General features: G+C 73.0%; 10 protein-coding genes. 8 read left to right on the plus strand and 2 right to left on the minus strand.

The window, feature by feature from the left end; translation table 11 throughout:
* Positions 1–13 precede the first annotated feature (13 nt).
* Positions 14–814 carry a TIGR03089 family protein gene (locus tag BD833_RS04520; protein ID WP_166531919.1) on the minus strand — a complete coding sequence of 267 codons (801 nt, stop codon included), beginning with the start codon at positions 812–814 and terminating at the stop codon, positions 14–16.
* 107 nt (positions 815–921) lie between these two features.
* Between BD833_RS04520 and BD833_RS04525 the strand changes: the two genes are divergently transcribed.
* Together BD833_RS04525 and BD833_RS04530 are read left to right on the plus strand one after the other, a co-directional pair.
* Positions 922–1,461, plus strand: a complete 540-nt coding sequence (locus BD833_RS04525; RefSeq protein ID WP_166531920.1) for a phosphatase PAP2 family protein — start codon at positions 922–924, stop codon at positions 1,459–1,461.
* Positions 1,458–2,450 (plus strand): decaprenyl-phosphate phosphoribosyltransferase, encoded by a 993-nt coding sequence (locus BD833_RS04530; RefSeq protein ID WP_208092327.1) that lies wholly within the window; start codon positions 1,458–1,460, stop codon positions 2,448–2,450. Before BD833_RS04525 ends, BD833_RS04530 begins: the two co-directional genes overlap by 4 nt.
* 332 nt (positions 2,451–2,782) lie before the next feature.
* Here the strand turns inward: BD833_RS04530 and BD833_RS04535 are convergent, their stop codons facing one another.
* Positions 2,783–4,327, minus strand: coding sequence for an LCP family protein (locus BD833_RS04535; protein ID WP_243737439.1), 1,545 nt, complete (start codon positions 4,325–4,327; stop codon positions 2,783–2,785).
* A gap of 427 nt (positions 4,328–4,754) precedes the next feature.
* On the opposite strand from BD833_RS04535, the gene BD833_RS04540 reads away from it, so the two are divergent.
* From BD833_RS04540 to glfT1, 6 genes are all read left to right on the plus strand, one after another.
* Positions 4,755–7,538, plus strand: a complete 2,784-nt coding sequence (locus BD833_RS04540) for an N-acetylmuramoyl-L-alanine amidase (protein ID WP_166531922.1) — start codon at positions 4,755–4,757, stop codon at positions 7,536–7,538.
* 73 nt (positions 7,539–7,611) lie between these two features.
* Positions 7,612–8,124: a hypothetical protein gene (locus BD833_RS04545; protein ID WP_166531923.1), complete on the plus strand. Its 513-nt coding sequence runs from the start codon at positions 7,612–7,614 to the stop codon at positions 8,122–8,124.
* Entirely contained in the window at positions 8,121–10,559 is a 2,439-nt protein-coding gene (locus BD833_RS04550) for a hypothetical protein (protein ID WP_166531924.1), read from the plus strand. The genes BD833_RS04545 and BD833_RS04550 overlap by 4 nt, the downstream gene beginning before the upstream one ends.
* Before the next feature lie 68 nt (positions 10,560–10,627).
* The gene (gene wzm / locus BD833_RS04555; RefSeq protein ID WP_166531925.1) at positions 10,628–11,464 is read left to right on the plus strand and encodes a galactan export ABC transporter permease subunit Wzm/RfbD; all 837 of its coding nucleotides are present in this window, start codon (positions 10,628–10,630) and stop codon (positions 11,462–11,464) included.
* A 2-nt stretch (positions 11,465–11,466) separates the two neighbouring features.
* Positions 11,467–12,231: a galactan export ABC transporter ATP-binding subunit Wzt/RfbE gene (wzt, locus tag BD833_RS04560; RefSeq protein WP_243737440.1), complete on the plus strand. Its 765-nt coding sequence runs from the start codon at positions 11,467–11,469 to the stop codon at positions 12,229–12,231.
* Entirely contained in the window at positions 12,228–13,124 is an 897-nt protein-coding gene (gene glfT1, locus BD833_RS04565; protein ID WP_166531926.1) for a galactofuranosyltransferase GlfT1, read from the plus strand. Before wzt ends, glfT1 begins: the two co-directional genes overlap by 4 nt.
* Positions 13,125–13,148 lie beyond the last annotated feature (24 nt).

Here is a 13,148-nt window from a genome sequence, read left to right on the forward strand (position 1 = left end):
CGCTCGGCCGCGGTCACCCGCGGCCGAGCGCGCGCACGCCGTCGACGTGCGGGCCGAGGGTGGCGGTGACCCGCTCGGTCGCCGCCCGCCGGGCGAGGGCGGCGCCGTCGGGACGGCGGCAGAGCACCACCGACGCGCCCGCGGCGAGCGGCGCCAGCAGCCAGGCGACCGGGCCGGCCTCGGCCGCCGTGCCGTCGTCGACCAGCACGCGGTCGCCGGCACCGATGCCGAGCCGGCCGGCCAGCGCCTCGGCTGCCCCGACCAGGCCCTCCAGGGTCAGCTCCACGCCGCCGGCCCGGAGCCCGGGCCCGGCGGGATCGGCCGGCTCGTACGGCGTGAAGACGTCCGCCTGCCCGCGCACCTCGAGGGCGAAGTCGCGGGCCCGGCCGGCGTACCCGGTCATGCCCGAGCCCAGCGGGTGCAGCGAGAAGCCGAACAGCTCGGGTCCGTCCAGGTCCTCCAGCGACGGCAGCCGCTCCTGGTCGGCCAGGACGACGTCGGCCTCGGCCGCCCGGCCCTCGTCCTCCACCGCCGTGTCCAGGACCGCGGCGCCGCAGCTCCAGACGCCGAGCAGGACGGCCGCGGTCTGCCAGTGCACCGGGAGGGCGACCGCGACGGCGCTCCCCGGGCCGACGTCGAGCTCCTCCTGCAGCAGGTTGGCCGTCTTAGCCACCCAGTTCGCGAGGGTGGTCGCCGACAGCTCCACGCGCTCCCCGGTCGCGTCGTCGTAGGACGTCAGCAGCGGGGTGGCGGCGGAGCGGGCGAGAGCCGCGGCGAGCAGGGAGGCGGGGAGGGCGGGGAGCGACGGGGCCACGCGTCCAGACTGCCAGTGCCCGGAAGGCCGGTGTCCAGAGTGTCGGGTGGTGCTGGTGGCGTTCGGCGTGCGGCGGCCGGTCCCCCCGCGGCTAGAGTGGGCTCCCGATGACCGAGGGCCCGCTGACGCGTCTCACCCGACTCGACGAGCAGCTGCTGCGCGCGACCCGGCGACGGCTGGGGCACACCCCGGCGGTGCCGGTGGCCAAGGGGCTCTCCCTGTTCGGCGAGCACGCCGCGGGCTGGCTCGCGCTGGGGGCGGTGGGCTACCTGCGCGGCTCCCGGCGGGCGGAGTGGGCGCAGGCCAGCGTCGGCGTGTTCGCCGGGCACGCCGCCGGTGTCGTGGTCAAGCGGGTCGTCCGCCGGCAACGCCCGGCGTTCACCGACCTGCCCGCCCTGGCGCGGACGGCCGGGAAGCTCTCCTTCCCGAGCGCGCACAGCTGCTCCACCGCGGCCGCCGCAGTGGGGTTCGGCCCGCTGATCGGCCGCCCGGTCATGGGGACCGCGCTGGGGGCCATGCTGGTCTCGCGCGTCCTGCTGGGCGTGCACTATCCGAGTGACGTCGCCGCGGGGGCCGCCATCGGCGGGCTGTCGGCGGTGACCGTGCGGACGCTGGCGCGCCGCGCGAGGGAGAGGGGACAGCAGTGAGCAGCTCGACCGGGCAGGGCACCGGCGCCAAGCCGGCGAGCCCGGCCGTGACCGGGCCCGCGACCCAGCCGTCCCTACCGGTGGTCGAGCTCGCCCCGCGGCTCCCGGGGTTCCGCGGCAGCCTCTCCTGGGGCATCGTGCGGGCGCTGCGCCCGCGGCAGTGGGTGAAGAACTTCCTGGTGCTGGCCGCCCCGCTGGCCGCCGGGGCCATCTTCGACCCGGACGTGCTGGGCCCCACCGCCATCGCCTTCGTGCTGTTCTGCCTGGCGTCCTCGGGCGTCTACGTGGTCAACGACCTCCGTGACATGGAGGAGGACCGCCGGCATCCCCGCAAGCGCTTCCGCGCCATCCCCGCCGGCGTCGTGCCCATCCCGCTGGCCGTGGTCATGGGCGTGGTCCTGCTCGTCGGGTCGGTGACGGCGGCTGTCCTGCTGACCCGCCCGGCCCTGGCCGGGGTCATCGGCAGCTACGTGGTCATCTCGCTGTGCTACTCGTTCTTCCTCAAGAACCAGCCGGTCATCGACCTCGCCGTCGTGGCCTCGGGCTTCCTGCTCCGCGGCATCGCCGGCGGCGTCGCGGCCGGGCTGCCGCTGTCCCAGTGGTTCCTGCTGGTCGCGGCGTTCGGCTCGCTGTTCATGGTCGCCGGCAAGCGGTACTCGGAGCTCATCGTGATGGGGGACGCCGCGGCCACCCGCCGCACCCTCCAGGAGTACTCGGCGAGCTACCTGCGGTTCGTGTGGAGCCTGTCGGCCGGCGTCGCCTGCACCGCGTACAGCCTGTGGGCCTTCGAGCTCGGCCAGGAGCAGGACGGCGTGCCCTGGGCGGCGATCTCCATCGGGCCGTTCGTGCTCGGGATCCTGCGCTACGCCGTCGACGTCGACAAGGGCGCCGCCGGCGCTCCCGAGGAGATCGTCCTCGGCGACCGCGTGCTGCTGCTGCTGGCGGCCCTGTGGGCGGTCACGGTGGGCGTCGGGGTCTTCACCCGCTGACCTCTGCCGCTCCACGGGGCGGACAGCGGCGGGCTGGGATGCCGCGCGCCGTCGGTCGGCCCGCGTCACTGATCGGTGGGCGCTGCCGGTCGGCTCCCGGCTGACGCGGGCGCGCGGCCGGTCGGTACCCGGATGTGGAGCCCGTGCCGCCGTCGGACCGTGCCGCCGGAACCGCCCTCCTGGCACCGCCCGGGCATGCGGACGGCGACGGCCGTGGACGCCGGGGCGTCCACGGCCGTCGCCGGGTGCAGTGCTGATCCAGTGCGGTGCTGATCCAGTGGCCGCTGATCGGGCGGGCTGCCGACCGGTGCGGTGGCGGCCGGCGGCGCCGATCAGTTGATGCAGCTGGTGTTGTCCGCGGTGCGGGCGTCCTCGCCCTCGGTGACCGGCGCGGGGGCCGCCGGGGTGACGGCCTGCCCGACCCCGTTGAAGTCCGAGCCGAGCACCACGTGCACCGCCCCGGCGGGGACGTCGGCAGCGACCTCGGGGACGGCGCCGGGGATGGTCGCGGCCACCGTGGCGGCGAGCGCCTCGTCACCCGCGGCGTGCCGGATCTCGGTCTGCTTGTAGTCCATGGCGTCGGCGTTCGCCGTGCCGCTGACGACGAACCCGGCCGCCTGGAGCGACTGCGCCGCCTTCCCCGCCAGCCCCGAGGTGCCGGAGCCGTTGAACACCTGGACGTCGATCCGGGCCGGGTCGACCGGCTCGGGCGCCTCGGGCGTGGCCCCCGCCGGCTCGGGCTCCGGTTCGGCGGAGAGGTCGGCGAAGAAGGCGTGCAGGGCGCTCTCCTTCTCGAGCCGGAGGATGTAGCGGCCGGCGTCGTCCTTGTCGTCCCCGATGTAGGGCACGGTCTGGAACTCGATGCTCCCGGCGGTGACCGACTGCATCTGCTCGGCGAGCTGGAAGAGGTCCAGGCTGCGGTCGACCGTCAGCGACTCGGCGGCCGCCTGCACCAGCTCGCGCTGCTTGCCCAGGTCGAGCATGACCTCGTCGGAGAGCATCTTGCGCAGCACGCCGGCGATGAAGACCTGCTGCCGGATGATGCGGTCGAAGTCGCCACGGGGCAGGCCGTGCCGCTGGCGGACGAACTTCAGCGCGTCGGCGCCGCTGATCGTCTGCACCCCGGCGGGGAACACGGCGCCGGACCAGCGCCGGTCGTCCACGGGCTCGCACAGGTTGACCTCGACGCCGCCGACGACGGAGGTCAGGTTGAAGAAGCCGAGCAGGTCCACCTCGGCGTAGTGGTCGATCTGCAGCCCGGTGAGCTGGCTGATCGTCTGCACGAGGAGCTGGGCGCCCTGGGCGGCCTTCTCCTCCTCCGAGGCGCTGTCGGGAGCGTCCATCCGCCCGTAGGCGTAGGCGGCGTTGAGCTTGTCCCACCCGTAGCCGGGGATCTCGACGTAGCTGTCCCGGGGGAAGGAGACGAAGGAGGCCTTCGACCCGTCGGCGGGCACGTGCACCAGGATCATCGTGTCGGTGTTGCTGCCGGAGTCGGTGCCGGCGTTCAGCGCGACGAGCTGCTCGTCGGTGAGCTCCGCCCGGCTGTCGCTGCCGACCAGGAGCAGGTTCATCGCCGCGCCCGTGCCGGTCGTCCCGTCGTTCCCGGACGTGGGGATGGCGTCGGTCCGGTTGACCGTCGCGGACGCCACCCGGCCCAGGTACCAACCCCAGCCGCTGGTGACGAGCAGGACCAGCGACAGCAGCGCGCCCACCGCCCGGAGCAGGTGCGCGGACCGGCGGGCGCCCGAGGACGGGGCGCCGCCGTCGCGGGCGGCGGAGCCGGCCCCGGAGCGGGACGGCCGGCCGGCGCGGGGGTCGAGGCGGGGCGGGAGCGGTCGACCGCTGGGCTGGTCGAGCTCTCTCCGGTCTCGGCTCACGGGGGACCTCTCAAGCTGGTGTCGGCGACGCCTGCCGTGCTCTCCCTGCCGATAGGCTGCCGGGAAGGAGCAGGATGTGACGCTGTGTGCGTCGGCGTTGGCAACGCTAGCCACCGCCGAGGGGCCCGAGCGGCCTCGACACGGCAGATTGCGTGGCCCGGCGACCCGTCCAGCCCATTCGCACCACCGATGTGCACCGAACCCATCCGTCACACGTCGGGTTGTCGGTCCGGCCGGGAGCGGCGCACCATCGGGCATCACCTCGTCCCCCGGGCCCGGAGTGCGGCCGACGTCGTCCGTTCCGTCCGGGCTGTCGACTCAACTCCGGCGTCCCCGTGGACGAACGTAGGGGTGGAGACAAGTCGATCCACGCGTCTGTCGATCAAGGCGTCGGCCGGACTATCTGCCCCACCGGAGGACCACCCTCGTGCGCCGCACCCTCGCCGGAACCCTCGCATTCACCGGCCTGACCGGCCTGCTGCTCGTCCTGCCGGTCTACGCCGAGCCTGCGCCGGAACCCACGCCGGTCGAGACGTCCGCCGCTGGGGTCCCCATGGGCTCGGTCGAGGCGCCCGCTCCGGCCGCGGAGGTGCAGCCCGGCACCAGCGAGCCGGTCGAGGGGGTGACCGAGGCGGCGCCCGCCCTCACCGTGCGCGAGACCGGTCTCGACGAGTTCGCCCTGGTCGGCGTGACGTGGGCCTACGACCCGGCGGTGACCGACGTCGTGGTGCAGCTGCGGGTGCAGGGCACCGACGGCGAGTGGGGCGAGTGGACCGCGCTCACGACCGAGGACGCCGAGCAGGCCCCGGGCACCGACTCCGGGGTCGAGCGCCGCGGTGGCACCTCGCCGCTGTGGACCGGCCCGGCGACGGGCGTGGAGGCCGAGCTGGTCAGCCGGTCCGGCGCGCAGCCGGCCGACGTGCAGCTGGACCTCATCGACCCGGGGCACAGCCACGCCGATGCGGCGCTCGGGACGCCCGAGGGCCTGGACACCGCCGGTGCCGGCATGGCCATGCCGCCGATCTTCTCCCGCGCCCAGTGGGGGGCCGACGAGCGGCTGCGCACGTGGGCGCCCTCGTACGCGCCGAAGCTGAAGGCCGCCACGGTGCACCACACCGCCGACGCCAACGGCTACTCCGCCGACCAGGTCGCCGGGATCATGCGGTCGATCTACCACTACCACGCGGTGCGCCTGGGCTGGGGCGACATCGGCTACAACGTCATCGTCGACCGGTTCGGCCGCATGTGGGAGGGGCGCTCCGGCGGCCTCGACAGCACCGTGGTCGCCGCGCACGCCGGTGGCTTCAACACCGGCACGTTCGGCATCTCCATGCTCGGCAACTACGACGTCGAGGCCGTGCCCCAGGCCACCGTCGACGCGGTGTCCGCCGTCATCGCCTGGAAGTTCAGCCTGCACGGGATCAACCCCGCAGGGTGGACGACCCTGACCTCCTCCGGAGGTGGCACGTCCCGCTACGCCGCCGGCACGAGCGTCAACCTGCCGACCGTCTTCGGCCACCGCGACGTCGGCTCGACCGCGTGCCCGGGCCGGTACGGCTACGCCCGGATGGACGAGATCCGCGGGAAGGTCGCGCACCTGGTGGCCACCTCGCGCACCGCCATCGAGAACCGGTACCTGGTCGACACCGGCATGCGCGACCTGCTGGGTGCCCAGGTCGGCACGGAGCGGGTCACCGCCGGCGTGCACGTCCAGCAGTACGCCAACGGGCGGATGTACTGGACCCCGCAGACCGGGGCCCGCGCGCTCTGGGGCGACATCCTGCACCGCTACGAGACCCTCGGTGGACCGGCGGCGCTCGGCGCCCCCACCACCGACCACACGCCCTCGTCGAACTCCGGCTACTACGCGGGCTTTCAGCGGGGCGTCATCTACTGGTCGCCCTGGACCGGGTCGCGCCTGGTGCGTGGGTGGGTGCTGGATCGGTGGTCGGTGCTGGGTCGGGAGGGTGGCCTGCTGGGTTTCCCGTCGTCGGAGGAGGTCGCGGTGGCGGGGGGTGTGCGGCAGTCGTTCCAGGGTGGGGTGGTGTCGTCCTCGGCGTCGACGGGGGCGCACGAGGTGCATGGTTCGGTGTTGGCGAAGTGGGATGAGCTGGGTGGGGAGAAGGGGCGGCTGGGTTTCCCGACCTCGGATGAGGTTGCGTCGCTGTGGGGGGCGTACAGCACCTTCAGTGGTGGGGTGATCCATGCCGCGGCGGCGACTGGCCCGCAGCCGGTGTGGGGGTGGGTCGGTGCGCGGTGGGTGGCGTCGGGGGCAGGGAAGGCCGCGGTCGGTTATCCGGTGCGACCCGAGGCGCCTGCTGGTGACGGCGTCGGCGCGATCGGGGAGTTCTCCAACGGTCTGATCGTGTCCAGTGCCGCCACGGGTGCATGGGACCTGGTGGGACCGGTGGCGGAGAAGTGGACTGCGATGGGCGGGGTCAAGTCGTTCCTGGGGTATCCGACGGCGGCGCCGAAGGCGGTGGCCGGGGGTGGGTCGGTGAGCGTCTTCCAGGGCGGGTCGATCTATTTCTCACCGGCGACCGGTGCCTTCGAGGTGCACGGCTGGATCCGGGACAAGTGGCTGGCCAAGGGTGGGCCTGTCGGTCTGGGTTACCCGACGTCGGACGAGCAGCCGGCACCGGGTGGGGGAGGGGTGTTCCAGACCTATGAGAACGGGCTCATCTACTCCTCGGCCAAGAAGGGCGCCTTCGAGGTGCACGGGCTGATCGAGGACAAGTGGGCGGCCATGGGTGGGCTGTCGTGGGCGTTCGGGGTGCCGGTCAGCGACGAGATCGTGCTGCCCGACGGAGTCGGGCGCGCCAGTGAGTTCTCCAGCGGGGCGGCGATCTACTTCTCGCCGGCGACCGGGCCGTGGCAGGTGCGGGGCTGGGTGCGCAACACCTGGTCGCAGATGGGCGCCGAGCGCGGGTTCCTGGGGTATCCGACCAGTGATGAGGTCCCGCTGCCCGGTGGGGCGGGGGTGGAGGCCCGGTTCCAGGGTGGGCGGATCTGGTCCTCGGTGGCCACCGGCGCCCGGGAGGTGCACGGGGCGATCCTGGAGCGCTACCTGGCCCTGGGTGGGCCGGCCTCGCCGCTGGGGCTGCCGACCAGCAACGAGGAGGCCGTCCCCGGTGGGCGGCGCAGCACGTTCCAGAACGGGACGATCACCTGCAACACCACCACCGGCGCCATCACCGTCACGGTCCGGTGACGCCGGCCGTCCGCCGATGAGCAGTCGGCTTCCCGCAGCGCACGCAAGCAGGACCGTCCAGGAGGAGAGTTCCGTGTCCCGCCACCGATTCCCGATGGGTGCCCGCGCCATGACCGGCACGGTCCTCGCGACCGTGCTCCTGGTCGGTTGCACCGGGTCCGGCGGCGAGGACGAGCCGGGCCCGACCGCCGCTCCGACGACCTCGATGGTGCCGCCCTCCGCCGAGCCCACGGACGTCGCCACCGATCCGCCGCCCAGCCCGTCGGGCACTCCGGAGCCCAACGAGGAGCGGGAGGTCGCCGTGACGCTGACCTTCGCCGGCGTCCTCGACCGCGGCTCGGCCGTGGAGGCGGCCGGGTTCGTCGACGTACGGGAGGACGGCGGCACCTGCACCCTCACGCTGACCCGCGACGGCACCACCCGGACGTCGGAGCTCCCCGCGACCCCCGACGCGAGCACCACCGCCTGCGGCGGCCTGGCCGTCCCGCTGTCCGACCTCGCGTCGGGCACGTGGGAGGCGGTGCTCTCCTACGAGTCCGCGGACTCGGCCGGCCGGGCGCCCGCCGTCGACGTGGACGTGCCGTGAAGCGGGTCGTCGGCCGGCTGCCCGTCGCGCTCGCGCTGGCCCTGCTCACCCTGGCGACGGTGCTCGTCGCGCCCCTGGGGCCGGCGCCGCGGGTGGACCTGCAGCCCGCGGCGGACGCCCGCCAGTTCAACGCGGGCAACATCATCTCCGACGAGGTGTTCTTCGCCGGCGGATCGATGTCGGCACCCGAGGTGCAGGCGTTCCTGGACGTGAAGAACCCGGCCTGCTACCCCGCCCCGGACGGGACCCCGTGCCTGCGGAATTACCGGCAGAGCACCCCGACGATGGGGGCGACCGCCTTCTGCGGCCACTACCCCGGAGGCGGCTGGGAGAGCGCGGCGGACATCATCGCCAAGGTCGGCTGGGCCTGCGGGGTCAACCCGCGGGTCCTGCTGGTGCTGCTGCAGAAGGAGCAGTCGCTCGTCACCGCCAAGGGGGCGACGCTCACGCCCACCCGCTACCAGAAGGCGACCGGCTTCGGCTGCCCGGACACCGCCCCCTGCGACCCGGCCTTCGGGGGGTTCTTCTACCAGGTCTACAACGCTGCCCGGCAGTTCCAGAACTACCGGATCAACGCTTCCCGCTTCGGCTACCGGGCCGGCATCACGCAGCAGATCCGCTGGTCGCCGGACGCCGCCTGCGGGTCCGGCTCGGTCTACGTCGCCAACCAGGCGACCGCGGGTCTGTACAACTACACGCCCTACCAGCCCAACGCCGCCGCGCTGGCGGCGGGCTACCGCACCGGTGACGGCTGCTCCGCGTACGGCAACCGCAACTTCTGGCTCTACTACACCGACTGGTTCGGCAGCACCCAGTCGCCCGGCGGCGGTGTCGTCGCCGCCAAGTACGCCAGCTGGGGCGGCGCCGCCGGCGTCCTCGGCGAGCCGCGGTCGCTGATCCACTGCGGCCTGCGCGGCGGTGGCTGCTTCCAGGAGTACACCTACGGCGCGGTCCACTGGTCGCCCGGCACCGGGGCCTTCGTGACCCGCGGGTGGATCGCCAGCCGCTGGTCCACGAACAGCCGGGAGATCGGTTTCCTGGGCTATCCGCTCTCCGACGAGCGGCCCGCTGCCGGTGGCGGCGCCTACCAGGTGTTCCAGGGCGGCACCGTCTACGCCTCCGGCGCCGCCCCTACCGCCCTCGTGGTGCGTGGGTGGGTGCTGGATCGGTGGTCGGTGCTGGGTCGGGAGGGTGGCCTGCTGGGTTTCCCGTCGTCGGAGGAGGTCGCGGTGGCGGGGGGTGTGCGGCAGTCGTTCCAGGGTGGGGTGGTGTCGTCCTCGGCGTCGACGGGGGCGCACGAGGTGCATGGTTCGGTGTTGGCGAAGTGGGATGAGCTGGGTGGGGAGAAGGGGCGGCTGGGTTTCCCGACCTCGGATGAGGTTGCGTCGCTGTGGGGGGCGTACAGCACCTTCAGTGGTGGGGTGATCCATGCCGCGGCGGCGACTGGCCCGCAGCCGGTGTGGGGGTGGGTCGGTGCGCGGTGGGTGGCGTCGGGGGCAGGGAAGGCCGCGGTCGGTTATCCGGTGCGACCCGAGGCGCCTGCTGGTGACGGCGTCGGCGCGATCGGGGAGTTCTCCAACGGTCTGATCGTGTCCAGTGCCGCCACGGGTGCATGGGACCTGGTGGGACCGGTGGCGGAGAAGTGGACTGCGATGGGCGGGGTCAAGTCGTTCCTGGGGTATCCGACGGCGGCGCCGAAGGCGGTGGCCGGGGGTGGGTCGGTGAGCGTCTTCCAGGGCGGGTCGATCTATTTCTCACCGGCGACCGGTGCCTTCGAGGTGCACGGCTGGATCCGGGACAAGTGGCTGGCCAAGGGTGGGCCTGTCGGTCTGGGTTACCCGACGTCGGACGAGCAGCCGGCACCGGGTGGGGGAGGGGTGTTCCAGACCTATGAGAACGGGCTCATCTACTCCTCGGCCAAGAAGGGCGCCTTCGAGGTGCACGGGCTGATCGAGGACAAGTGGGCGGCCATGGGTGGGCTGTCGTGGGCGTTCGGGGTGCCGGTCAGCGACGAGATCGTGCTGCCCGACGGAGTCGGGCGCGCCAGTGAGTTCTCCAGCGGGGCGGCGATCTACTTCTCGCCGGCGACCGGGCCGTGGCAGGTGCGGGGCTGGGTGCGCAACACCTGGTCGCAGATGGGCGCCGAGCGCGGGTTCCTGGGGTATCCGACCAGTGATGAGATCCCGCTGCCCGGTGGGGCGGGGGTGGAGGCCCGGTTCCAGGGTGGGCGGATCTGGTCCTCGGTGGCCACCGGCGCCCGGGAGGTGCACGGGGCGATCCTGGAGCGCTACCTGGCCCTGGGTGGGCCGGCCTCGCCGCTGGGGCTGCCGACCAGCAACGAGGAGGCCGTGCCCGGTGGGCGGCGCAGCACGTTCCAGAACGGGACGATCACCTGCAACACCACCACCGGCGCCATCACGGTGCAGCTGCGGTGAGCGTTCCGGCCCGCACCGACCCGGGGCAGCCGACGGGTGGTCCCCCGATCGTGGGTAGCGTCCCTGCCATGACAGCTCCGCCCACGACTTCGCGGCACGACTGGCGGAGCGCTCTGGCCGACCTATCCGGGGGGTGGGGGCAGCGCTCGCTGTGGGGTCACCTCGGCTGGCAGGACATCCGCCAGCGGTACCGCCGGTCGGTGCTCGGCCCCATCTGGATCACCATCAGCATGGCCGTCACCGCGGTGGCGCTGGGCATCCTCTACGCGGGGCTCTTCGGCAACGACCTGTCGGTCCAGCTGCCCTACATCCTCGTCGGCTTCATCGTCTGGGCCTTCATCAGCGGCTGCATCACCGAGGGCGCGGACGTCTTCATCGCCAACGAGGGGCTGATCAAGCACCTGCCCGCGCCGCTGAGCGTGCACGTCTACCGGCTGGTGTGGCGGCAGAGCCTCTTCTTCGCGCACAACCTGATCGTCTACCTGATCATGCTCCTGGTCTTCCCGCAGCCGCTGGACTGGAGCGTGCTCCTCGCGCTGCCGGCCTTCCTGCTCCTGGCCGTCAACGGCGCCTGGGTCGCGATGCTGTTCGGCATCGTCACCACCCGGTTCCGCGACCTGAACCCGATCACCCAGAGCATCGTCCAGCTGATGTTCTTCCTCACGCCGATCGTGTGGATGTACCAGGACCTGCTGAACAGCAGCAACCCGACGATCGCCGACCGGGCGCGCCTCGCCGAGTTCAACCCCTTCCTGCACTTCATCGAGGTGATCCGGCAGCCGCTGCTGGGGCAGGATGTGGTCTGGCGGCACTGGGTGGTGGTCCTCGGCATCACGGTCGTCGGCTGGGTGATGTGCCTGGTCGTCCTGCGGCGCTACCGGTCCCGAGTCTCGTATTGGGTGTGAACGTGTCCGAAACGGCTTCCCGGGTCAGCATCTCGACCCAGAACGCCTCCGTCGACTTCCCCATCTTCGATGCGCGGAGCCGCTCCCTGAAGAAGACCATCATGGGGATGGTCGGGGGCAACATCTCGACGACCGAGGGCAAGGTCCCGGTCATCGAGGCCCTGCGCGACATCACCATGCACCTCGAGCACGGGGCGCGGGTCGGCCTGGTCGGGCACAACGGCGCCGGGAAGTCCACGCTGCTGCGGCTGCTGTCGGGCATCTACGAGCCGACCCGCGGCGAGGCGTCGATCAACGGCCGGGTGGCCCCGGTCTTCGACCTCGGCGTCGGCATGGACCCGGAGATCTCGGGCTTCGAGAACATCATCATCCGCGGTCTCTTCCTGGGCATGACCCGGAAGCAGATGGAGGAGCGGATCGACGACATCGCCGCCTTCACCGAGCTCGGTGACTTCCTGAGCATGCCGCTGCGCACCTACTCCACCGGCATGCGCGTGCGCCTGGCGCTCGGGGTGGTCACGAGCATCGACCCGGAGATCCTGCTGCTGGACGAGGGGATCGGTGCGGTCGACGCCGCCTTCCTCGAGAAGTCCAAGCGCCGGCTGTCCGACCTGGTCGACCGGGCCGGGCTGCTGGTGTTCGCCTCGCACTCCGACGAGTTCCTCCGCGAGCTGTGCGACACCGCCATCTGGATGGAGCACGGGCAGATCAAGTTGCAGGGGGACCTCGAGGACGTGCTCCGCGCCTACAAGGGGCAGCCGGCGTGAGCGGGGCGGGGGAGCGGGTCGTCGCCGTCATCGTCACCCGGCACCGCCGCGAGCAGCTCGCCGAGAGCCTCCGCGCCGTCGGCGGGCAGAGCCGCCCGGTCGACCACGTGGTCGTCGTCGACAACGGGCCGGACAGCCCGGCGCGCGAGGTCGTCGAGGCCAGCGGACTGCCGGCCACCTACCTGCCGAGCGAGCGCAACCTGGGCGGGGCCGGTGGGTTCGCCCTCGGCATGCTGCACGCCCTCGCCCTCGGGGCCGACTGGGTCTGGTGCGCCGACGACGACGGCCGGCCGGCCGACGCCGAGGTCCTGGCGACGCTGCTGGCCACGGCGCGCCGGCACGGCCTGGCCGAGGTCTCACCGCTGGTGACCGACATGGCCGACCCCGACCGGCTGGCCTTCCCGCTCCGGCGCGGCCTGCGCTGGCGGCGGTCGCGGCACGACTTCGCGGGCCTCGACGTGCTGCCCCGGTACGCCTCGCTGTTCAACGGTGCGCTGTTCCGGGCCGAGGCGCTCGACGTGGTCGGTGTCCCGGACTACCGGCTGTTCTTCCGCGGCGACGAGACGGAGATCCACCGCCGGCTGGTGCGCTCCGGGCTGCCGTTCGGCACCGCCGTCGGCGCGGCCTACCTGCACCCCGAGGGGACGACGGAGTTCCAGCCGATCCTGGGCGGCCGGCTGTCGGCCCAGTACCCGGCGAACGACGCCAAGCGGTACTTCACCTACCGCAACCGCGGCTACCTGATGGCCCAGCCGGGGATGCGCTGGCTCCTCCCGCTGGAGTGGGTCCGGTTCAGCTACTTCTTCCTGGTGCACCGCCGTGACCGGGCGGGCTGGCGCGAGTGGGTGCGGCTGACGACGGCCGGCCGGCGGGAGCGCTTCACCCGCCCCTGAGCACACCCGCCCTCCCGCGCAGCG

This window comes from Blastococcus xanthinilyticus (assembly GCF_008124835.1).
Lineage (GTDB): Bacteria > Actinomycetota > Actinomycetes > Mycobacteriales > Geodermatophilaceae > Blastococcus > Blastococcus xanthinilyticus.

Bases quoted from the DNA above. Each gene is read 5' to 3' on its own strand.
- BD833_RS04525 (WP_166531920.1), top strand. From the start codon at position 922: ATGACCGAGGGCCCGCTGACGCGTCTCACCCGACTCGACGAGCAGCTG.
- wzm (WP_166531925.1), top strand. From the start codon at position 10,628: ATGACAGCTCCGCCCACGACTTCGCGGCACGACTGGCGGAGCGCTCTG.